This window comes from Neobacillus sp. NPDC097160 (assembly GCF_044762155.1).
Classification (GTDB): Bacteria; Bacillota; Bacilli; order Bacillales; family Cytobacillaceae; genus Neobacillus.
This window is the reverse complement of record NZ_JBIWDU010000022.1, coordinates 74,541-95,328: the sequence shown is the minus strand read 5'-3', so window position 1 is coordinate 95,328 and position 20,788 is coordinate 74,541. Positions and strand designations below refer to the sequence as shown.

Annotated in this window: 21 protein-coding genes, 2 tRNA genes and 1 rRNA gene; 17 read left to right on the top strand and 7 right to left on the bottom strand. The window is 41.5% G+C overall.

Translation table 11 applies throughout. The features are described 5' to 3' along the window. The 8 genes from rrf to tsaD all read left to right on the top strand — a co-directional run. Positions 1–93, top strand: a 5S ribosomal RNA gene (gene rrf / locus ACIQXV_RS25535); the annotation flags it as partial. Between the two features lie 84 nt (positions 94–177). Next, a tRNA-Met gene (locus ACIQXV_RS25530) sits at positions 178–251 on the top strand. Positions 252–254: 3 nt separating this feature from the next. Then, positions 255–331, top strand: a tRNA-Asp gene (locus tag ACIQXV_RS25525). Positions 332–468: 137 nt separating this feature from the next. Next, positions 469–633: a hypothetical protein gene (locus ACIQXV_RS25520; protein ID WP_402963836.1), complete on the top strand. Its 165-nt coding sequence runs from the start codon at positions 469–471 to the stop codon at positions 631–633. A gap of 147 nt (positions 634–780) precedes the next feature. Further along, positions 781–1,236: a tRNA (adenosine(37)-N6)-threonylcarbamoyltransferase complex ATPase subunit type 1 TsaE gene (gene tsaE / locus ACIQXV_RS25515; protein ID WP_402963833.1), complete on the top strand. Its 456-nt coding sequence runs from the start codon at positions 781–783 to the stop codon at positions 1,234–1,236. Continuing rightward, entirely contained in the window at positions 1,233–1,940 is a 708-nt protein-coding gene (gene tsaB / locus ACIQXV_RS25510; RefSeq protein WP_402963830.1) for a tRNA (adenosine(37)-N6)-threonylcarbamoyltransferase complex dimerization subunit type 1 TsaB, read from the top strand. The genes tsaE and tsaB overlap by 4 nt, the downstream gene beginning before the upstream one ends. Positions 1,941–1,952: 12 nt before the next feature. Then, positions 1,953–2,402, top strand: coding sequence for a ribosomal protein S18-alanine N-acetyltransferase (rimI, locus tag ACIQXV_RS25505; RefSeq protein ID WP_402963827.1), 450 nt, complete (start codon positions 1,953–1,955; stop codon positions 2,400–2,402). Beyond that, a complete protein-coding gene (tsaD, locus tag ACIQXV_RS25500; protein ID WP_402963824.1) occupies positions 2,399–3,424 on the top strand; it encodes a tRNA (adenosine(37)-N6)-threonylcarbamoyltransferase complex transferase subunit TsaD in 1,026 nt (341 codons plus the stop codon). Before rimI ends, tsaD begins: the two co-directional genes overlap by 4 nt. A 352-nt stretch (positions 3,425–3,776) precedes the next feature. On the opposite strand, the gene ACIQXV_RS25495 is transcribed toward tsaD, so the two are convergent. Continuing rightward, a complete protein-coding gene (locus ACIQXV_RS25495; protein ID WP_402963821.1) occupies positions 3,777–5,696 on the bottom strand; it encodes an ABC-F family ATP-binding cassette domain-containing protein in 1,920 nt (639 codons plus the stop codon). Positions 5,697–5,866: 170 nt separating this feature from the next. On the opposite strand from ACIQXV_RS25495, the gene moaC reads away from it, so the two are divergent. The 6 genes from moaC (at position 5,867) to ACIQXV_RS25465 (ending at position 10,757) form a co-directional block, all read left to right on the top strand. Next, positions 5,867–6,364, top strand: a complete 498-nt coding sequence (gene moaC, locus ACIQXV_RS25490; protein WP_402963818.1) for a cyclic pyranopterin monophosphate synthase MoaC — start codon at positions 5,867–5,869, stop codon at positions 6,362–6,364. A gap of 34 nt (positions 6,365–6,398) precedes the next feature. Beyond that, on the top strand, positions 6,399–7,058 hold the full coding sequence (locus tag ACIQXV_RS25485; protein ID WP_402963815.1) for a redox-sensing transcriptional repressor Rex: 660 nt from the start codon (positions 6,399–6,401) through the stop codon (positions 7,056–7,058). Positions 7,059–7,168: 110 nt separating this feature from the next. Beyond that, the gene (locus ACIQXV_RS25480) at positions 7,169–7,792 is read left to right on the top strand and encodes a YhbD family protein (protein ID WP_402963812.1); all 624 of its coding nucleotides are present in this window, start codon (positions 7,169–7,171) and stop codon (positions 7,790–7,792) included. 12 nt (positions 7,793–7,804) lie between these two features. Beyond that, the gene (locus ACIQXV_RS25475; RefSeq protein WP_402963809.1) at positions 7,805–8,521 is read left to right on the top strand and encodes a polymer-forming cytoskeletal protein; all 717 of its coding nucleotides are present in this window, start codon (positions 7,805–7,807) and stop codon (positions 8,519–8,521) included. Between the two features lie 15 nt (positions 8,522–8,536). Continuing rightward, entirely contained in the window at positions 8,537–9,244 is a 708-nt protein-coding gene (locus tag ACIQXV_RS25470) for a cytoplasmic protein (RefSeq protein WP_402963806.1), read from the top strand. Positions 9,245–9,254: 10 nt separating this feature from the next. After that, a complete protein-coding gene (locus ACIQXV_RS25465) occupies positions 9,255–10,757 on the top strand; it encodes an MDR family MFS transporter (protein ID WP_402963803.1) in 1,503 nt (500 codons plus the stop codon). A 271-nt stretch (positions 10,758–11,028) separates the two neighbouring features. On the opposite strand, the gene ACIQXV_RS25460 is transcribed toward ACIQXV_RS25465, so the two are convergent. Beyond that, a complete protein-coding gene (locus tag ACIQXV_RS25460) occupies positions 11,029–11,229 on the bottom strand; it encodes a YdiK family protein (RefSeq protein WP_402963800.1) in 201 nt (66 codons plus the stop codon). After that, positions 11,226–11,951: a CPBP family intramembrane glutamic endopeptidase gene (locus ACIQXV_RS25455; RefSeq protein ID WP_402963797.1), complete on the bottom strand. Its 726-nt coding sequence runs from the start codon at positions 11,949–11,951 to the stop codon at positions 11,226–11,228. Before ACIQXV_RS25455 ends, ACIQXV_RS25460 begins: the two co-directional genes overlap by 4 nt. Positions 11,952–12,261: 310 nt before the next feature. On the opposite strand from ACIQXV_RS25455, the gene groES reads away from it, so the two are divergent. Next, a complete protein-coding gene (groES, locus tag ACIQXV_RS25450; RefSeq protein WP_024027274.1) occupies positions 12,262–12,549 on the top strand; it encodes a co-chaperone GroES in 288 nt (95 codons plus the stop codon). Positions 12,550–12,594: 45 nt separating this feature from the next. Beyond that, on the top strand, positions 12,595–14,229 hold the full coding sequence (gene groL, locus ACIQXV_RS25445) for a chaperonin GroEL (RefSeq protein ID WP_402963792.1): 1,635 nt from the start codon (positions 12,595–12,597) through the stop codon (positions 14,227–14,229). A 1,028-nt stretch (positions 14,230–15,257) separates the two neighbouring features. On the opposite strand, the gene ACIQXV_RS25440 is transcribed toward groL, so the two are convergent. From ACIQXV_RS25440 to ACIQXV_RS25430, 3 genes are all read right to left on the bottom strand, one after another. Continuing rightward, positions 15,258–15,992, bottom strand: coding sequence for an SDR family oxidoreductase (locus ACIQXV_RS25440; RefSeq protein ID WP_402963789.1), 735 nt, complete (start codon positions 15,990–15,992; stop codon positions 15,258–15,260). Between the two features lie 145 nt (positions 15,993–16,137). Continuing rightward, the gene (locus tag ACIQXV_RS25435; RefSeq protein WP_402963786.1) at positions 16,138–17,328 is read right to left on the bottom strand and encodes an MFS transporter; all 1,191 of its coding nucleotides are present in this window, start codon (positions 17,326–17,328) and stop codon (positions 16,138–16,140) included. Between the two features lie 23 nt (positions 17,329–17,351). After that, the gene (locus tag ACIQXV_RS25430) at positions 17,352–17,609 is read right to left on the bottom strand and encodes an Atu4866 domain-containing protein (protein ID WP_062234395.1); all 258 of its coding nucleotides are present in this window, start codon (positions 17,607–17,609) and stop codon (positions 17,352–17,354) included. A 179-nt stretch (positions 17,610–17,788) separates the two neighbouring features. Here ACIQXV_RS25430 and ACIQXV_RS25425 point away from each other — a divergent pair, with 179 nt between their 5' ends. Further along, positions 17,789–18,697: an AraC family transcriptional regulator gene (locus tag ACIQXV_RS25425; RefSeq protein WP_402963850.1), complete on the top strand. Its 909-nt coding sequence runs from the start codon at positions 17,789–17,791 to the stop codon at positions 18,695–18,697. A gap of 787 nt (positions 18,698–19,484) precedes the next feature. Here ACIQXV_RS25425 and ACIQXV_RS25420 read toward each other — a convergent pair. Beyond that, complete coding sequence (locus ACIQXV_RS25420) at positions 19,485–20,540, bottom strand: alpha/beta hydrolase (RefSeq protein ID WP_402963780.1); 1,056 nt, start codon at positions 20,538–20,540, stop codon at positions 19,485–19,487. Positions 20,541–20,788: the final 248 nt, after the last annotated feature.

Below are 20,788 nucleotides of genomic sequence, written 5' to 3'. Positions count from 1 at the left end.
ACACCCGTTCCCATACCGAACACGGAAGTTAAGCTTCTCAGCGCCGATGGTAGTTGGGACATGCGTCCCTGTGAGAGTAGGACGTTGCCAGGCTATATTATCTTTAAAACTTAACATAAAATATATATTTTGGTATAAGATAATATGGTGGTCAAATTTAAACATACTTTTTATTGTCGCGGGGTGGAGCAGTCTGGTAGCTCGTCGGGCTCATAACCCGAAGGTCGTAGGTTCAAATCCTGCCCCCGCAATATGGTCCGGTAGTTCAGTTGGTTAGAATGCCTGCCTGTCACGCAGGAGGTCGCGGGTTCGAGTCCCGTCCGGACCGCCATTTATATGATTAAAACAGGTCGAAACAAAGTTTCGTCTTTTTTTTATGATTTTTAATAACAGACTAGGCTTATTATCAATGGTGTTTTGAATATATTTTTTATAAATTGATCACAAGAGTATTATGAAGACCAAAACGTGAAGAAAACTGGAAAAAATGTCCTTCATCGCCCCTATGAAGACCAAAACTCGAAGAAAATTGGCAAAAATGGTCTTCATCACCCTTATGAAGGCCAAAACTCGAAGAAAAAAGCGGCAGAAGTGGCTTTCATAGTAGTTACGAAAGATAGAATTCCAGTTTAAACTATTAGCTTTTTTGCATAAATATCAAAAATCAAGTAAATTACATATCATATAACACCCTTAGGAGATATCCTAAGGTTTTTTTTATACAAAAATAAGGGTAATATGTAGATAGAGAATCATTATGTTAAAGTAAAAGGTGATTAGATGAATCAATTTGAATTAAATACAACGAATTCTGAGGAAACTTCTCAATTCGCAGCAAAACTGGCTCACTTTTTACAGCCAGGTGATGTCATTGCCCTCGAAGGTGATCTTGGTGCCGGGAAAACCACCTTTACCAAGGGCTTAGCAAAGGGCTTAGAGATTAAAAGAAACGTTAATAGCCCAACATTTACAATCATTAAAGAGTATAAAGGCAAGCTGCCACTGTATCATATGGATGTTTACCGGGTTGCTGATACCTTTGAAGACCTTGGCTTCGATGAATACTTTGAAGGTGATGGAGTAACAGTAGTAGAATGGGCTCATTTAATTGAAGAGCAGCTTCCAGCTGAACGATTAACGATTTATTTATATCATGAGGGTCAAGAGCAGCGGAAAATCGCTCTGGTACCTAAAGGAAATAGATATGAGCAATTATGTAAGGAGATTTTTAGATGACCATACTAGCGATCGATACTTCTAACAATCCATTAGGAGTAGCGCTTTTTGATGATAACCAAGTAATTGGTGAATATATGACAAATTTAAAAAAGAACCACTCCGTTCGAATTATGCCGGCGGTTCAGACATTAATGAAGGATTGCGAAAGGGTGCCCGCTGATTTAACGAAGATTGTCGTTGCGAAGGGTCCTGGGTCCTATACAGGGGTTAGAATTGGTGTGACGATTGCTAAAACATTAGCCTGGACCCTAAATATACCTCTTGTCGGTATTTCTAGCTTAGAAATTTTGGCAGCGGGAGCAGGACGTTACTTTAATGGCTATGTGTCGCCTATAGTTGATGCCAGAAGGGGACAAGTCTATACAGCCCTCTATCACTATCAGGACGGAGCACTGGGGACTGTAGAACAGGATCAGTTAGTTATGTTAGCCGATTGGGCAGCGAAATTAACAGAAATGAACAAACCGATTTTGTTTGTCGGAAATGATCTGCCACTTCATAGTGCCAAAATTAAGGAAGTTCTACGTTCCCAAGCCATTTTTGCAAGTGAAACGGAACACAATCCCCGTCCGGCGGAGCTTGCTATGCTTGGCAGGGATAAACCGGGAGAAGACGTGCACTCCTTTGTTCCAAATTATATACGTTTGGCGGAAGCCGAAGCCAAGTGGCTGGAGGCAAAGGGGAAAATTTTAAATGGATAGGGATAAAGAAAAATGGTAGATTCTTATGTTTTTCGTCAGATGAGGGAAGAGGATATTGACCAAGTATTAGAAGTGGAGCATGCTTCATTTTCAATGCCATGGAGCAGAGAAGCTTTTTATAATGAATTATATAATAACAAATTTGCTGTCTATATCGTTCTTGAGGAAGACGATCGAATCATCGGATATTGCGGGACATGGGTTGTGATTGATGAAGCGCATGTAACGAATGTGGCCATTTTGCCTGGCTACAGAGGTAAAAAGCTAGGGGAGGCATTAATGAGTAAGTTAATGTCAGTGTCTAGGGAGATGGGAGCGAGGACGATGACCCTTGAAGTAAGGGTGACGAATCATGTCGCACAGTCCCTTTACCGTAAGCTAGGGTTCCAAAATGGCGGAATCCGGAAAAATTATTATTCCGATAATCAGGAAGATGCATTAATAATGTGGGTGAACTTATGAAAAAAGAGTTGTTGGTATTAGGAATTGAAACGAGCTGTGATGAAACGGCAGTCGCCATTATTAAAAATGGCAGAGAAATTGCTGCAAACGTGGTGGCTTCACAAATTGAAAGTCATAAGCGCTTCGGCGGCGTTGTGCCTGAAATTGCCTCTCGTCATCATGTTGAACAAATAACGCTCGTGATTGAAGAGGCAATGAAGCAGGCAAATGTAACTTTTTCAGACCTCGATGCCATAGCCGTTACAGAAGGCCCGGGTTTAGTGGGGGCACTTCTAATTGGGGTAAACGCGGCAAAAGCACTTGCCTTTGCCCATAACAAGCCACTAGTACCTGTCCATCATATCGCTGGACATATTTACGCAAACAGGCTGGTAACAGAGTTGAAATTTCCACTCTTAGCACTAGTCGTTTCAGGCGGGCATACAGAGCTTGTGTATATGAAAGAGCATGGTCACTTTGAAGTGATTGGAGAAACGAGGGATGATGCCGCAGGTGAAGCCTATGATAAAGTGGCGAGGACATTAAATATGCCGTATCCAGGCGGCCCTCATGTTGACCGATTGGCACAGGAAGGAAGTCCAACAATTGACTTACCTAGAGCTTGGCTTGAGGAAGGCTCCTATGATTTTAGCTTTAGCGGGTTAAAATCAGCTGTTATCAATACGGTTCATAACGCGGAGCAGCGTGGTGAGTCGATCGCCCCGGAAGACCTGGCAGCCAGCTTTCAAGCAAGTGTGATTGAAGTACTTGTGAAAAAGACGGAGCGTGCCGCAGCCGAATATGGCGTCGGACAGGTTCTAGTTGCTGGCGGGGTTGCTGCAAATAAGGGACTAAGAATGGCTCTTGAAAAGGCCTTTTCGGCAAATTCCCAGATTGAATTAGTGATCCCCCCATTATCGTTATGCACAGACAATGCGGCGATGATTGCGGCTGCCGGAAGTGTCATGTTTGAAAAAGGAATTAGGGCTGACCTTTCATTAAATGCCATTCCAGGATTGGATATCGAACTTTATAACAATTAACTCTTCTGAATAAGAAGGGTTTTTTTGTGGATAAATTTTTTGAAAAATACAGAAATAATCAACAAATTGTGGATAACCCTGTGTATACTGTTGATAATGTGGATAAAAACAGTGGTAAATGTGGATAATGTGGAAAAGCATAAAAACTGCCTAGAAATAAAACCTTTTAAATGTGAATAATGTTGTGGAAAAGTGGATATTTCTAAAAATTTTGTAGAAATCCTGTAGAAATTTGTTGATATGTTTATCTATTTTGTCGATATATATCAGATATTTGTCGATAACGCATGAGATTTTGTGGATATCTATAAAATGCAAAAAAAACCGAGCCACTAAAGCCCGGTTTCATTCATTACTCCGCAAGTTCAGCCCATTCTTCCATCAACTGCTCAAGCTCTGTCTTAGCTTTTTCACTTTTTATGTTGATTTCTAATACTTTTTCATGGTCCTGGAAAATTTCTGGTGCGCATAATTGCTGCTCGTACGCTTGAATTTGTTCCTCGAGCTCTTCAATTCGTAATTCCATCTCTTCTAACTTTCTTTTACGCTGCCGCTCAAGCTTTTTGCTTTCTTTATCCTGTTGATAACTATTTTTGTCTAGAACTTCCTTTTCAGCAGCCGTTTTTGTAGATGCAGCGAGGGCTAGTGCCGCTAGTTCTTTCTGCTCCAATTTCTTTTCTAGATAATAGTCATAATCACCTAGATACTCTACACTGCCATGACGGCTAAGCTCCAAAACCTTTGTGGCGATCCGGTTAATGAAATATCTGTCATGCGAGACGAATAAAATCGTCCCGGGGTAATCAATCAGGGCATTCTCTAGAACTTCCTTGCTATCCAAATCAAGGTGGTTGGTTGGCTCGTCCAAAATTAATACATTCGCTTTCTCCAGCATCAGCTTAGCCAGAGCCAGCCGTGCTTTTTCACCACCGCTTAAAGTAGAAACGATTTTTAAAACATCATCACCGGAAAAAAGGAAGTTCCCTAAAACCGTCCGAATTTCTTTTTCACTTTTTAACGGATAATCGTCCCAAAGTTCATTCAAGACGCGTTTATTGGAGGTTAATTCTGCCTGCTCCTGGTCATAATAACCAATTGCGAGATTTGTTCCGTAAAAAATCGAACCGGCAAGTGCTGGCAGTTTTTTAATAATCGTTTTTAACAGTGTCGATTTACCGATTCCATTGGGACCAACAAGGGCAATACTTTCCCCTTTATAGGCGCGAAAGGTGATATCCTCAGAAACCTTGTCACCATCATAACCAACTTCTAGTGAGTCTACCGTTAGAACGTCATTCCCGCTTTGTTTTTCAATTTCAAACGAGAACGTCGCAGACTTTTCGTCACCAAGCGGACGGTCCATAATCTCCATTTTTTCAAGCTTTTTCCGGCGGCTTTGTGCTCGTTTTGTCGTCGAGGCCCGCGCTAAATTCCGTTGGATAAAGTCCTTTAGGTTATCGACTTCTTGCTGCTGCTTTTCATAAAGTTTTATGTCGCGCTCATAATTAGCGGCTTTTTGTTCAAGGTAAGAACTATAATTACCCGTAAACCGCGCGATTTGCTTTCGTGATACCTCATAGACCTGTGTAACAACCTTATCTAAAAAATAGCGGTCATGGGAAACAATTAAAATCGCGCCATCATAGCCCTGCAAGTATTGCTCGAGCCATGATAGGGTATCAATATCCAGATGGTTTGTGGGCTCGTCCAGAATTAAGATATCGGGTCTCGTTAACAGCAGCTTGCCAAGGGCTAGCCGGGTTTTCTGTCCGCCGCTTAAACTAGAAATCATTAGGGAACTTTCGAGAAAATTTAACCCATGCAGGACGGAGCGCATATCTGCTTCGTATTGATAGCCTCCCTGTTCCTTAAATTGCACTTGGAGCTGATCATATTCTTTTATAATTCTCTCGTATTTCACCGTGTTTTCGAACACATTAGGATCGGCCATTTGCACTTCCAGATTGCGCAGTGATTTTTCCATCGTGCGAAGCGGTTCGAAGACAGTCAACATTTCTTCCCAAATGGACAAATTAGATTCAAGGCCGGTATTTTGCGCTAAATAGCCGATCGTCACTTCTTTTGGCTTGATAATCTCACCGCCATCATGTGACAAGTGGCCGGCAATAATCTTCAATAATGTCGATTTTCCAGCGCCGTTTCGACCGACGAGGGCAACTCGGTCCCGCGTTTGTAATTCTAGCTTTATATTCGATAAAATAAGGTCAGCGCCATAATATTTTTGTAGTTGATTAACCTGCAACAAAATCATCTTTATTCACCTCTGTACATACTAGTAGTGTACCGTATAAAGGGAATGTCGGCAATAAAGCGCTAGTCTTTCAGTATCAGGCGATGTCTTTACTCAGATAAAAAAGTTCAAAGTTTCACACACATAAAAGGAAAAATAGTGTATTATTTTTGGATAGGAGGATATTTTTTATGGTAGAATTTACTCATTTTAATAAAGAAGGCAGAGCAAAGATGGTCGATGTCAGCGACAAACTGGAAACGGCACGTACCGCTCTGGCTCATTCCAGCATAACGGTTAGTAAAGAAATTTTTGAAAAAATAACCAATCATGACATGAAAAAAGGTGATGTTTTAGCAGTAGCTCAGGTTGCGGCAGTCATGGCGGCTAAAAAGACTTGGGATCTCATTCCGATGTGTCATCCAATTCCCTTAACAGGGGTAAATATCTCCTTTTCATGGGAAAAGGGTCAGCAAGAAAATTATCAATTACAAATTGCTGCAGCGGTTAAAACAAAAGGGAACACGGGTGTGGAAATGGAAGCGTTAACAGCCGCTTCAGCTTGTGCTTTAACCGTCTATGATATGTGTAAAGCAGTCGATAAAGGCATGGTCATTGGACCGACCTATTTAGTTGAGAAAACGGGCGGAAAAAATGGTGACTTTAAGCGAACTGAACAAGTGAAATGATCGTTAACTAAAATTTAAAGGGGTGTGGGAGATTATGAGTAATGAAACGATGAAGATACCACAGGCGACAGCCAAACGGCTGCCCCTCTATTATCGATTTTTAAAAAACCTGCATACTTCCGGCAAGCAAAGGGTCTCATCTGCGGAATTAAGTGAAGCGGTTAAGGTCGATTCGGCAACGATTCGCCGCGATTTTTCGTATTTCGGTGCATTAGGGAAAAAAGGCTATGGGTACAATGTCAATTACTTACTAACCTTCTTTCGTAAAACACTCGACCAGGATGAATTAACAAAGGTTGCGTTAATTGGCGTAGGTAATCTTGGTACGGCCTTTTTAAACTATAATTTTTTAAAAAATAATAACACAAAAATAGAATGTGCTTTCGATGTCGATCCGGCAAAAATGGGAACCAAAATCCGCGAGGTACCGGTTTACAATATGGATGAATTGGAAAAGGTGCTGACGGATGCACAAATATCAGTTGCGATTCTAACCGTTCCGGCTCCCGTAGCACAGATGATTACCGACCGACTTGTGAAAGCTGATGTGAAAGGGATATTAAACTTTACCCCGGCAAGATTAAATGTCCCTCCGTCCATTCGGGTTCATCATATCGACTTAGCAGTAGAACTGCAATCACTCATTTACTTTTTAAAGCATTATCCGACAGAGACAGAGGAAATAGAAGAATAAGTTGAAGTGGGTTATTCACAGAAAGTGGTGAATAGCCCTTTTTTTATTTTCAGTCTTTACATGCGTAACAGTGTTATGTTACATTATAAGACAGAAAGGGGTTTTTACTAATGAGCGAGGAGTTAATTTCTAAAAAGGATTTATTGGATATGGCAGGGATTTCGTACGGACAGCTATATCGCTGGAAACGAAAGGATCTCATTCCAGAGGAATGGTTTGTTCGAAAGTCAACGTTTACGGGCCAGGAAACATTTTTTCCAAAAGAAAAGATCTTAGAACGGATCGACAAGATTCAGACGATGAAAGAGAATCTTTCCTTGGATGAACTGGCAGATATGTTTTCTCCTAATGTAACAGAGTTACATTTCACTAATGATGAACTAGTAAAACGTAACATTGTTTCGGGTGCGGTTATGGACTTATATCTTGAGCATGAAAAGGGCGGATCACATTTTGATTTTTCAAGAATTCTTGAAGTCTATGTATTAGAGAAGCTGCTGCAATCCGGGGAAATTAACCTAGATGAAGGGAAAATGCTGCTTCAAGTCGTAAAGGATAATAGGGGATTAATCAAACAGAAAAACGGGGAAATCGTGCTGACAAGAAAATTGGGGGTTTCATCGTGCTTTTTACTCATAAATACGGAGGAAATAAAGTTTGAACAGGGAACGAAAATCGTTGTGCAGCTTTCTCTTGTGAAATGTATGGAAGAGATGAAAGCGAAACTATTATAAAGGAGAATGACCATGGATACGAAAAAAAGGGGAGACCTGAATCTTAACGGCTTTGGGTCAGCAAACGGCGGGGAATTTCACCATGTAACTATCAATGGAAAAGGAACAGTTAACAGCGATATAGAGTGTGTAGTATTTGAATGTCATGGTTCGGGTATGGTCAACGGGAATGTCATGACGAATAAAGCGAAGGTTAACGGAAACGGAAAAATTAAAGGGAATCTCGAATGCAAAATGTTAACAGTGGATGGAACAGCGAAAATTGAAAATAACCTCTATGTGGATCATTTCAAGGTGGCGGGAAAAGCGACTATCGGTGGAAGGGTAAAGGCAGAGGAAATCAAAATTAAAGGCAGGCTTACGGTCGAAGGGGATTGTGAAGCCGAAACGTTTAATGCGGAATCCATATTTAGGATTGGCGGGCTTTTAAATGCTGATCACGTGGATATTAAAATTTTCGGAGAGTGTAAGGCAAAGGAAATAGGCGGGCAAACGATTCTCGTTACACACAAAGCCCCATTAATGGGATTATTCAAGACTTTTATGCAAACACAGTTGGAAACAGAATGTATCGAAGGGGACAAAATTGAATTGGAAAATACAAAGGCAGCTGTTGTCCGTGGCAATCATATTACGATCGGGGCTAAATGTGAAATTGGTCTCGTGGAATATACAGGCGAGCTTACAGTAGATAAAAAGGCCATTGTAAAAGAGTCCAGAAAAGTGTAAAAGGGGGAAATAGAAATGAAAAAGGGTCAAAATCTGACGGTAAATGGATCGGGCAATTACCCAGGCGGCAGTTACGATAAGGTAAGCATCCGCGGAGAAGGGACGATTGAAAGTAATGTCGAATGCACATCGTTTCATGTTTACGGAACGAGTGAGACATTGGCGGATGTGAAAGCAGGATCGGTAAAAGTGATCGGTGAATCGGAAGTAAAGGGGGATATGGAGTCTGGTGACATGCTGGTGATGGGGACGCTGTCCATCGATGGAAAGGCTGCATTGAAAAAAATGAAGATTCTTGGCACGCTTGAGGTGGGTGAGCAGCTTTACGGCGAAGTGGCAAATATTAAGGGCAGTATTTCCGTGGGCGGTGATGTCGAATATGAGAAATTCGAGTTAAGTGGCGGATTCGAAATCAAAGGTCTCCTAAATGCGGACACGATCAATATTGGCTTGCGTTTTGGCGACAGCACGGCAGAGGAGATCGGCGGTGAGAAAATCACGATTAAAAGAAAAACGGCACTGCTTCCGTTTGTAAAGGATGAGGGATCACTTGTTGTGAAGGTGATTGAAGGGGATGAGGTTTTTCTTGAAAATACGAAGGCGGATATCATCAGGGGAAACCTTGTCAAAATCGGCTCAGGCTGTCAAATTGGCCGGGTAGAATATTCGACAGATTTTATCCAGGATAAGAATTCAACTGTGAAAATGTCGGAAAAGATATAGAGGGGGATTTATGGTAGCGAAGGAAAGTAAATTAGGGTTGGTTGTTGCAGGGTTATTATTGAGTATATTGATGGCATCGATGGATAACACGATTGTGGTTACGGCAATGGGGACGATTGTCGGTGATCTTGGCGGGTTGGAGAGCTTTGTCTGGGTAGTTTCAGCCTACATGGTGGCGGAAATGGCGGGGATGCCGATTTTCGGTAAGTTATCAGATATGTATGGGAGGAAACGATTCTTTATTTTTGGATTACTATTGTTTATGGCAGGTTCGGTCCTATGCGGCACAGCGGAGACGATTACACAATTAAGCATTTACCGTGCTATTCAGGGGGTTGGCGGCGGCGCACTCGTGCCGATTGCGTTTACGATTATGTTCGACCTCTTTCCTCCTGAAAAGCGCGGGAAAATGGGCGGCTTGTTCGGCGCCGTTTTTGGGCTGTCGAGTATCTTTGGACCGTTATTAGGGGCTTATATTACTGACCATATCAGCTGGCATTGGATTTTCTATATTAATTTGCCGCTTGGGATTTTATCGCTGATTTTTATTGTCATTTCCTACAAAGAATCACCGGTACACCAAAAACAATCGATTGATTGGTGGGGTGCTGTGACCTTAATTGGAGCGGTTGTTTGTTTAATGTTCGCCCTTGAACTTGGCGGACAGAAATATGCTTGGGATTCTAGCGTTATTTTAAGTTTATTCACCGGATTTGCAGCACTATCTCTCCTTTTTTTATTCGTTGAAACAAAGGCGAAGGACCCAATCATTTCTTTTTCCATGTTTAAAAATCAACTGTTTGCCGGAAGTACGCTTGTTGGCTTGTTTTACGGGGCAGCGTTTATGGCGGCGACCGTTTATATTCCAATTTTTGTGCAAGGTGTTTATGGCGGAAGTGCCACCAATTCAGGGCTGATTTTATTGCCGATGATGCTGGGATCGGTCGTTACCGCACAAGTCGGCGGATTTTTGACGACAAAAATGAGTTACCGAAACATCATGTTTATATCGGGCTTTATTTTGATTGGCGGATTTTTGTTACTAAGCACGATAATGCCAGAAACTAGCAGGGCACTGCTGACCATCTATATGGTGGTGATTGGCTTAGGTGTTGGTTTCTCATTTTCTGTGTTAAGTATGGCGGCGATTCATCCATTTGGCATGGAGCAACGGGGCTCCGCTACCTCGACAAGTAACTTTATTCGTTCATTTGGGATGACGGTGGGAATTACGGTATTTGGCATGATTCAAAGAAGTGATTTTAAAGAGGGGCTGGAAAAAGCATTCGCAGGAATGGGGCCAATGCCAAAGGGTGATTCACGGGAGTTGTTATCGGAGCAAGCGAGAGCCCAGATCCCTGCACCTATTCTCGAAAAAATCACAGATGCCCTCTCAAGCTCCATCGTCCACACCTTTACCTGGGCACTCATACCGGCGGGCTTGGCGTTCTTCTTTATCTTTATACTTGGGAAAGAGCGGATGGTGATTAATAAAGGGGAAGTTTCGAAATAAGGAAGATACTAAGCTTGAAAAAAGGACTCTACTCAATTGCTTTTTTTGGTTTCGCAAATAAAACAGTATGTTTCGCAAATAAACTTGATGGTTTCGCAAATAAACCTGTCAGATTCGCAAATAAATTAAGATCATTTTCAAAAAAGTGTAATAATACACCTTGAATTGCGCTCTTTTGAGCGAATTTATCTAAAAATCAATAAAGTTTACGAAAACAGCCTATAAAAAGAGGCAATTGCATAAAGAAAGGGACCCCTAGGGATCCCTTTCTTTATTTTTTCATCTGGTTCTTATATTTAAAATGGAAGAGCATCATTTTTAGCCCAGAGCCAAAATCAAATGTTGCTAATAAGACGAGCAAGTAGCTAAAAAAGCCCCAGCCGTGTTTTTGCACGTCATCGATGGCAAAGTAAGTAAATACTGCGCCAAGCAGGAAGTATATTAATCCGGAAAACAATGGTGAACGTCTCATAGAAAGCCTCCGATAAAGTTTTGAATAGCCTCAGCCTCACGCCTCAATCTTTCAATATCATCTTTGTAAACAGTCTGGACCAAGACAACCAATGTATTCATCGTGACATGGGCAAAAATCGGCACAAGAATGCGATTGGTTTTGACATAGAGAAAAGCGAAAGTAAAGCCCATGGCCGAATACAGTAGAATGTGCTGAAACTCCATATGTGCCGCTGCAAAGATGACCGAGCTGATCAATGCTGAGATAAAGAAGTTAAAACGCTTATGAAGCGCGCCAAAAATAATTTTTCGAAACACAATTTCTTCTAAAATCGGTCCAATAATGCTGGTAACCAAAATCGCCGCTGGCATCGTTTCGATGATGTGAAGAATATTTTGTGTATTCTCAGATCCCATTTCAACGCCTAAGCGTGTTTCAATCAGGGCGGCGAAAATTTGTGCAAAATACGCTAGAAAGACACCCAAAATGGCCCACATGATCGAAGTACCTACAGAGGAACCATTCCTTTTTTCGAAATTTCCGCGTACCATTTCTTTTCGTAATAATAAAAGAATGATTAACAAAGCAATCGAAAAACTGGCAATCAGCCAAACAGGTACAGCAAGACTTTGGCTGATTCCTAAAGATTTAAAGCTGAATAACATTATAGGAAGCCCGACAAGACTGGAGAGCTGCATAGCGATGTACACAATGATGACGATCCAATATTCCTTTTTCAAATTTTAATCTCCTTTTTGATCCATTCATTAGGATGATTTGACAATTAATTTTCAGGTCATTACTATTCATTTTACTCTTAAAACTGTGGATGTTTCAATTTAGAAGAACTTTTTACTAAAGCGGTATAGAATGGAAAGTTTTTCACATACTTATTAAGGTTGTAGAAAAGCAAAATTCTTTTGTAAAAATTTATGCTTCATACTTGCAAAAGATTTTCAGATTCTTTATTATAATAATTGTGTTAGCACTCATTAGTGGAGAGTGCTAATAATGTCAGAATTACATATATTTTTGAGGAGGTTGTTTGATTTGTTAAGACCATTAGGTGATCGCATTGTCATTGAGCTTGTTGAATCAGAAGAAAAAACTGCAAGCGGTATCGTATTACCGGATTCAGCGAAAGAAAAACCTCAAGAAGGAAAAGTTGTTGCCGTTGGTACTGGCCGCGTACTAGAAAGTGGGGAGCGCGTAGCACTTGAAGTTGCTGTTGGCGACCGCATTATCTTCTCAAAATACGCTGGTACTGAAGTGAAATACCAAGGTACAGAATATTTACTTTTACGTGAAAACGATATCCTTGCTGTTATAGGCGAGTAATTTATTAAAAAATAGTTTAGAAAATACGAGGAGGTTTTTTGAACAATGGCTAAAGAGATTAAGTTTAGTGAAGACGCGCGCCGCGCAATGCTACGTGGTGTTGATGCCCTAGCAGATACAGTAAAAGTTACTCTTGGACCTAAAGGACGCAACGTGGTTCTTGAGAAAAAATTTGGTTCACCGCTTATTACAAATGACGGTGTAACAATCGCAAAAGAAATCGAATTAGAAGATGCATTCGAAAACATGGGTGCAAAACTTGTTGCTGAAGTAGCAAGCAAAACAAACGATGTAGCCGGTGACGGTACAACAACTGCAACTGTTCTTGCTCAAGCGATGATCCGCGAAGGCTTAAAGAACGTTACAGCTGGAGCTAACCCAATGGGTATCCGTAAAGGGATTGAAAAAGCAGTCTCTATTGCGGTTGAAGAATTAAAAACCATTTCAAAACAAATTGAAGGCAAAGAGTCCATCGCTCAAGTTGCTGCGATTTCTTCCGATGACAAAGAAGTTGGCCAATTAATTGCTGAAGCAATGGAGCGCGTTGGCAACGACGGTGTTATCACAATCGAAGAGTCTAAAGGCTTCACAACTGAATTAGATGTTGTTGAAGGTATGCAATTCGACCGTGGCTACACTTCTGCTTACATGGTAACAAACACAGATAAAATGGAAGCTGTATTAGAAAATCCATATATCTTAATCACTGACAAGAAGATTTCCAGCATTCAAGAAATCCTTCCTGTTCTTGAGCAAGTGGTTCAACAAAGCAAGCCATTATTGTTGATTGCTGAAGATGTTGAAGGTGAAGCACTTTCTACTTTAGTAGTGAACAAACTTCGCGGAACATTCAATGCTGTGGCTGTTAAAGCTCCTGGCTTCGGTGACCGTCGTAAAGCAATGCTTGAAGATATCGCTGCATTAACTGGCGGTGAAGTGATCACTGAAGAGCTTGGCCGTGAATTAAAAACAACTACAATCACATCTTTAGGTCGTGCAACTAAAGTTGTTGTAACAAAAGAAAACACAACAATCGTTGAAGGCGCTGGCGAATCTTCAGAGATTCAAGCTCGTGTAAACCAAATCCGCGTTCAATTAGAAGAAACTACTTCTGAATTCGACCGTGAAAAATTACAAGAGCGCTTAGCTAAATTAGCTGGCGGCGTAGCAGTAATCAAAGTTGGTGCTGCAACTGAAACAGAATTAAAAGAGCGCAAACTTCGCATCGAAGACGCTTTGAACGCAACTCGTGCTGCAGTTGAAGAAGGTATTGTATCCGGTGGTGGTGTAGCCCTTCTTAACGTATACAGCAAAGTGGCTGCTGTTGAAGCAGAAGGTGATGTTGCTACAGGTATCAACATCGTATTACGTGCGATGGAAGAGCCAGTTCGCACTATCGCTCAAAATGCAGGCCTTGAAGGATCTGTCATCGTTGACCGCTTAAAGCGCGAAACAGTAGGCACAGGCTTCAACGCAGCATCTGGCGAATGGGTAAACATGATCGAAGCTGGTATCGTTGACCCAACTAAGGTTACACGTTCAGCACTTCAAAACGCAGCATCTGTTGCAGCAATGTTCTTAACAACTGAAGCAGTTGTTGCTGACAAACCAGAACCAGCTGGTGCAGGCATGGGTATGCCTGACATGGGCGGAATGGGTGGAATGGGCGGCATGATGTAATAATCAATAAAAACCTTTGATATCATTGGTTTGATTGATTTAATATATAGTAATGCTCATAATTTTCTCGTAATGGAGTAAATATGTTTAATATTTGAAAAGGTCTTCCATAAGTTCTATGAACTAATGGAAGACCTTTTCTCTTTTATATGGGTAAATATCTTTATCAACCTTGGAGAAAAGGTTGCCATTTAGGGTGGGAAGAAGTTGTCTTTAATGGAGAAAAATGAAGTATCTCAATTGCTAATGAATGAAGTTAAAGATTTTAAAAAAAGTAATCCATAAACTTGAACAGACAGAAGAAAAAGTGGACAGAAGAAAATGACAAAGCATTCAATGTTCTATGAACTCATTTATCAAACTTTAATTGTAACGAGTCTTTAACTCCATAATGACATCAAATCCTGACTTGTTATGTAGCCCCTTACCCTTTAGGAATAAACCACATGAAACGTGACAATGCCATGCTCAGGCACATGTGAATCTACTCCTATTAAATAATCATTAGGAGTAAGAAAAGTAATCAACCAACCATTAATATAAAGTAGTTATAAAGTCTATCACTTCATGCTTTTCTTAGCTGCATCATAGTTTTCTTGCGAGTGGTGTTTGATTTTGTTCAACAATCGGGCCAGATTGTTGAAAAGGAGTTGCCGATTTTACAGAAGGTAAATTAGTTTAAGATTAATAGAGGTGAACCGTATCATAAGTAAATGAGTTTATCTGATAAAATGAGAATAGAGCCTATGCAAAAGGTAATTCACCTTGCATAGGCTTTAATATTATTAGTGTTCAATTTTGGAGTGACTTACTTTTTCATAAAGACAAAAACTTCATTTATTTTTCCATAACCTGAATAGTGGACATTTTGAGTATAGACCTTGATAAAAAACAAATAGAAAGAGCCTGTTTTTCGAAAAAGATTGAAAAAAACAGGCTCTTAATCACATTAATTAATAGAAATGACTTCAATTAAGATTGATAATTTTTGTTATATCTCATTTCCCTTTATACCGTATATTTAATTTTTAATTAGCTGCAGTTGGTCTTACAATTATCTCGTTTACATCAACGTCTGCAGGTTGCTCAATCGCAAATAAGATTGTGCGAGCAATAGCATCTGGTGAAATAGCAATCTTCCGATACTCTTTCATCACCTGACTTGCTTCGTCATCCGTAATACTATCAGCCAGTTCAGATTCGGTTACCCCCGGTGAAACGATGGTTACGCGGATATCATCGCAAACCTCCATACGAAGCCCTTCAGATATAGCCCGGACTGCAAATTTAGTTGCACAATACACAGCCGCAGTCGGTGAAACGGTGTGTCCCCCAATTGAAGAGATATTAATGAATTGACCAAAACCTTGTTCCTTCATAATTGGAAGCACTGCTGCAATGCCATGAAGTACGCCGCGAACATTAACGTCGATCATACGATCCCATTCGTCAACCTTCAGAGCTTCAAGTTTTGAGAGGGGCATCACTCCTGCGTTATTCACGATCACATCAACTTTTCCAAATCTGTTTTTCACATAGTTGATGAGTTCTTCCATTTGATCTCTTTTGGTGACATCCAGTAACCTATAATCCGCTAAGCCACCTTCTGAACGAATTGCGGATGTAATAGCCTCTAGTTTTTCCGTGCGTCTTGCTCCTAATACAACATGTGCACCGTTTTGAGCAAGAAGACGTGCAGTAGCTTTACCGATACCGCTGCTTGCCCCCGTAATTACTACAACTTTCCCTGCAATGTTAGACATGTTTTTTCCCCCTTAGATTTTCTCACTTTTTCTCGATTTCTTTACATACTTTAACAACCATTAAGAAACCCGTCCCGTTCAGTTGGCCGAAAGGGGTTGTTACCGGTTTTGGTTGCTTGGCTCAACGAAATTTCAATTTACGAACCTATGAGTTGATAATGGATTGTCCACCTAGCGCTTGGCTGGAAGTAGATCTGTCATATCTACGTGATAAGAACACTGCTCCCACCGCAAAAGCGGTACCCACCGCCGCGACCCAGGTAACAGAAGAGAGTGATATTTGCTCTACGGCAGCACCACCGATTCCAGCTCCAGCTGCCATGGCAAGCTGAATGGTTGAATTATTCAAGCTAAGCATTATGCCTGAAGATTCAGGTGCTAGCCTGATTAAGTGTAATTGCTGCGGAGGACCCGGAGACCATGTTGAGAATGACCATATGACTAACACCGAGATCAAAATCACCGGTGATTGGGCAAAAAGCATGATTAGAAGTAATGCTGCGACATTAAGTGATAATCCTCCGATTAGGGTACGATGAATGCCCCATTTGTCCGTGCCGAAACCTCCAAACTTAGACCCGATCAAGCTTGCGATACCAACCGCAAATAAAGTGATGCTCAAAGTTTTATCACTCATTCCGGTTACTGTAAGAAGGAACGGTGAAATGTAGGAGTAAAAAATGGAGTATCCGACAATCCAGAAGAAAGATACAGATAATCCAATCAACATTTTTGGTTGCTTCAGTAATGCGAGCTGACTCCGCAAGGGTACAGGAGCTTCTGCAGCCATTCGCGGAATTGTTATTGCAATAATGAATAGCGCTAATAGTCCGACTAAACCAATTCCCCCGAAAATTGCCTTCCATTCGTAAGCCGAGGAAATCACTCTCCCAATAGGGACACCAAGAATCAAGGAAGCCGTGAAGCCCATAAGGACGGCCGCAATCGCACTTCCTTCCTTGCCTGGCAGCGCGACCTTGGTCGCTATCGTAAGGGAGGCAACAACCGTGACCCCTGCGCTTATACCCATGAGGATCCGGGAAGCGATAAGAAGTTCATATCCCGTTAACATATAGGCGAGTACATTGCTGATGACAAATAAGGTTAGAGCATAAAGTAACAGTTTCCGTCGTTCCATACGTGCTGTTAAAGCCATAACAATTGGAGTGCCAAAAGCGTAAGAGAGTGAAAAAATAGTAATTAACTGGCCGGCTGTTACCAATGTGACTCCCGTTGATTCCGCAATCTTATCTAGAATGCCGGCGATGATATACTCCGACGTTCCAACTAAAAAACTAAGAACCGCTAATGTGTAGATCTTTAAGGTACTGGACATGTTGTTCATTTCCCCTTGTTTACTTATTTTTCTCGATATAAAATCATCCCTGCGTGGTAGAGAACGCCATTACGAAAATCCCCGTCAGCTGTGAAACCGGTATCGTCTACATAATCGATATGATCCCCATTAATAATATAGCGGCCTTGATAGGCGCTTTTCCGATTGCCACGCGCCTCGTCGTAACGTCCGTTAGGCAGAAGCTCATGACGGATATATCCGTCACGGGTAACCCACATGCCTACATAAGATGTTTGTTCTTCATTGTTTCTTTTTTCCATTTGTGATTTCTCCTTTTACTGAGGTTTGTGAAGGTTACTTCTCAAACAGTATGGAGGATATTGGGGTAGATACGGTAGCCGATTCGGAGAGAGTTATTGCACAATCGTCCAAAATGTATAAAAATATATGTAAGAGCTATCGGAGCGAAAGAAAGGGAGTGTATGATAATTACATGACAATGAATGAGGAAATCACGAGACAACAGCAGGAATTGGCAAGTCTTATCGATCGCCATACACCTAACTCTGGAAAACATGATACAGCTATTTCTTCTTTAAAATTATTTCGCTATCAAGGAGAGAAGCAACCGATCTATTCGGTCTATGATCCTGCGTTGTGCATTGTCGCACAAGGAGCAAAAATGGTGATGTTAGGACAAGAATGCTATGACTATAATCCAGCGTCCTATTTGGTTGCCTCCGTAAATTTGCCGATTACCGGACAAATCATTCAAGCTTCTCACCAGCATCCTTACTTAAGCCTTCAACTGAATTTTAGTACGGATCAGATCGTAGATATTATCAAAGCGTCTCATTCGGAATGGGGTGATAAGGAAGGCTTGGGGCGAGGCCTGTTGGTGAGCCAAACGAGCCAGTCTCTTCTTGACGCTGCATTGAGATTAGTTCGGCTTCTAGATTCGGATCGACATATTCCTGCTCTTGCTCCTTTGGTCATTCGTGAAATTCTGTACTGGATTTTGCAGGATGAACAGGGAGGGGCTTCGATCCGGCAGTTCGCCGTGGCCGGCAGCCATGCTGAGAGGATTGCAAAAGTGATTAGTTTCATAAACCGCAATTTCGCTAAGCCTTTACGTATGGATGAGTTGGCAAAAGTCGCAAGCATGAGCCCATCTTCATTACACTTTCATTTCAAAGAGGTTACCGCAATGAGCCCCTTGCAATATCAAAAGCAATTAAGATTGCAGGAAGCTCGCCGCCTATTGCTTTTAGATATACCTGAAGCGGCGAATGCCGGATTCCAAGTGGGTTATGAAAGTCCTTCCCAGTTCAGCCGTGAATACGCTCGAATGTTTGGTCTGCCTCCATTAAGCGATATCAAGCAACTTCGTGAGTCTTTAGCTGAGTAGGATAGCCGAGTCCGGAAAAGGGACACAACCCGGTCTTTAAAAATCAAAATAAATTAAAAAATAACAGGGGGTGAACTACTGCTACATCTAATTTTTTTAAGTATCTACAGATAGCATTCCAGACATGTGGATTTAACCTACATGGGTTCTAACATTGGTCGCCATGAAATTTTTATACGTAATCTTTATAATTCTTAACTTTTTGCTACCTTTAAAGCGTTACGGTGAACCGTATCACAAGTTAAATATAGTAATCAAATTATGCAATACTTTGATCTTCAACAATCGGGAGCGATTGTTTAACAACATAGGCAGAAAATGATCAATCTTTTTTATAAAAATCAATCTTTTTTTCAAAATGGATTCTTTTTATTTATCGTAAAATGCTGGCTTGTTAGGTATTTTTGATCAATCTTTATTTTAAAGCTACAGTAGCTCATTCATTTATTAAAAATAGGGAAGAGCGCCTAGGGTAGGGAGTGGTGTGGGGAACCGTACCATAAGCGACGACGAAAAATTCAGATTGCAACTTTATCGTCGCTGGACAACTCGGACTCCAATTGACGAAAACCAGGCAATATATTTCACTAGCGCTACCGGAGCGGTTCCGTTCCGGTTCACTTTTTCAATGTCCTGAGGGGTATTAATGGTTTGTATGGTTCATTCCTCTCGAAAAAGTCAAGCCCCTCGTGAAAGGGGGCTTCGATTGGTTCAAGAACAATTATGGTTGGAAAGTAAATTGTTTCAGCAGTACAAGGGCAATATAGAGGAGTCGGGTTATTTTCTCTTAGCTAGAGGAAGTGACTTCCTTAAGAAACTCCTTTGTCTGCTTCAGGCTACGTATGCTAGCCGGGGAGACCATATCAAACTGATAGCCATGACCTGCTTTCATCACGGCGGGGTCGAAAAACAGAGAGGTGACCGGAACGCCCTTTTCTTTAAGAGCAGCCACGAAAACCCTAGCTTGTTTTTCAAACGAATTCGTGTTGCCGTCGGTTACAAATGCAGGGGGAAAGTCTTTTGTGATGTACTTTGACAGATTTAAGACATCAAACTTCGGGTTGTTCATCCAGTTCTTATCGCCCAAAATGCCCCAGCCCATACGCTTGAGCATGAATTGTTGTACGGGCTTTACATCGCTATGCTGAAATGCTGTGATATCGTAGGGAGCGCTATATAACAATAAGCCTTTGATTGTATTAATAGGCACGAGTTGTGGGACCCCCACGAGCTTTGCATATTCGGTATTGGTTTGGATCAGGGTAAACTCCCCAGCCAAGAAAGCCCCCGCTGAGGAACCGGCAAAGATCACCCGTGATGGGTCCAAGGGGTATTTCTGAGCCAACTGCTGCAAATAAGACCATACCTCGCCGACTTGTTTCGTCTGATCGAACAGAGTTGCTTCGGGGGCCAACTCGTAGTTCATTGATATTACGGCAAAGCCGTCAGAGGCCAAAGCCCTTGAATAGTTGGCGGGCATAAATTTATCTCCCGTAACGAAGCCTCCGCCGTGGATAAAGATGATGACGGGCAGCGGCTTCGAATCACCTTGAGGGAGGTAAAGGTCGATTTTATTTTCGTGGTACTTGGATGGATATGAGATGTCCGAGATCACCTGTGTTTGCACCCTGAGCTCGGGAAGATCGAATGGCTTGGAGCCGAAATTGTCCGGACCGATCTTGCTAGTTAGCAAGCGGGTCAGCCAAATGGTTGGCTGAGGTGTACAGATGGTGAAGGCAGCCGTGATTAGAAAAATCGTCAAGACAGCAATCAATGTAAGCTTAATTAATTTGAAGATGCGCTTTTTTTCTATTCGTTGGTGGGATACTTTTACTTGTGTCATCGGGTAACCTCCTTCAGTCATTATGGTGTCGGATACGAAGTTGAGTTTCAGTGCCAAATATATGGACTCTAGATACTGTTTTAAGTCACATGCGCATGAATGATGAGCATCGAAAAGCTGTATGAGGGGAAACCTCATGTATGATTTGGTAAGGAGAGGCTGAATTTTACTCAGCCCTTCACTTTAGTTCGAAGATGGAGGGATCAGGTTTAACGCGAACGAATTGGGATAAGAAATTATCAAGTAGG

Coding starts and splice junctions, on each gene's coding strand:
- tsaE (WP_402963833.1), top strand. CDS start 781: ATGAATCAATTTGAATTAAATACAACGAATTCTGAGGAAACTTCTCAA.
- tsaB (WP_402963830.1), top strand. CDS start 1,233: ATGACCATACTAGCGATCGATACTTCTAACAATCCATTAGGAGTAGCG.
- rimI (WP_402963827.1), top strand. CDS start 1,953: ATGGTAGATTCTTATGTTTTTCGTCAGATGAGGGAAGAGGATATTGAC.
- tsaD (WP_402963824.1), top strand. CDS start 2,399: ATGAAAAAAGAGTTGTTGGTATTAGGAATTGAAACGAGCTGTGATGAA.
- ACIQXV_RS25495 (WP_402963821.1), bottom strand. CDS start 5,696: ATGATTTTGTTGCAGGTTAATCAACTACAAAAATATTATGGCGCTGAC.
- moaC (WP_402963818.1), top strand. CDS start 5,867: ATGGTAGAATTTACTCATTTTAATAAAGAAGGCAGAGCAAAGATGGTC.
- ACIQXV_RS25485 (WP_402963815.1), top strand. CDS start 6,399: ATGAGTAATGAAACGATGAAGATACCACAGGCGACAGCCAAACGGCTG.
- ACIQXV_RS25480 (WP_402963812.1), top strand. CDS start 7,169: ATGAGCGAGGAGTTAATTTCTAAAAAGGATTTATTGGATATGGCAGGG.
- ACIQXV_RS25475 (WP_402963809.1), top strand. CDS start 7,805: ATGGATACGAAAAAAAGGGGAGACCTGAATCTTAACGGCTTTGGGTCA.
- ACIQXV_RS25470 (WP_402963806.1), top strand. CDS start 8,537: ATGAAAAAGGGTCAAAATCTGACGGTAAATGGATCGGGCAATTACCCA.
- ACIQXV_RS25465 (WP_402963803.1), top strand. CDS start 9,255: ATGGTAGCGAAGGAAAGTAAATTAGGGTTGGTTGTTGCAGGGTTATTA.
- ACIQXV_RS25460 (WP_402963800.1), bottom strand. CDS start 11,229: ATGAGACGTTCACCATTGTTTTCCGGATTAATATACTTCCTGCTTGGC.
- groL (WP_402963792.1), top strand. CDS start 12,595: ATGGCTAAAGAGATTAAGTTTAGTGAAGACGCGCGCCGCGCAATGCTA.
- ACIQXV_RS25440 (WP_402963789.1), bottom strand. CDS start 15,992: ATGTCTAACATTGCAGGGAAAGTTGTAGTAATTACGGGGGCAAGCAGC.
- ACIQXV_RS25435 (WP_402963786.1), bottom strand. CDS start 17,328: ATGTCCAGTACCTTAAAGATCTACACATTAGCGGTTCTTAGTTTTTTA.
- ACIQXV_RS25430 (WP_062234395.1), bottom strand. CDS start 17,609: ATGGAAAAAAGAAACAATGAAGAACAAACATCTTATGTAGGCATGTGG.
- ACIQXV_RS25425 (WP_402963850.1), top strand. CDS start 17,789: ATGAATGAGGAAATCACGAGACAACAGCAGGAATTGGCAAGTCTTATC.
- ACIQXV_RS25420 (WP_402963780.1), bottom strand. CDS start 20,540: ATGACACAAGTAAAAGTATCCCACCAACGAATAGAAAAAAAGCGCATC.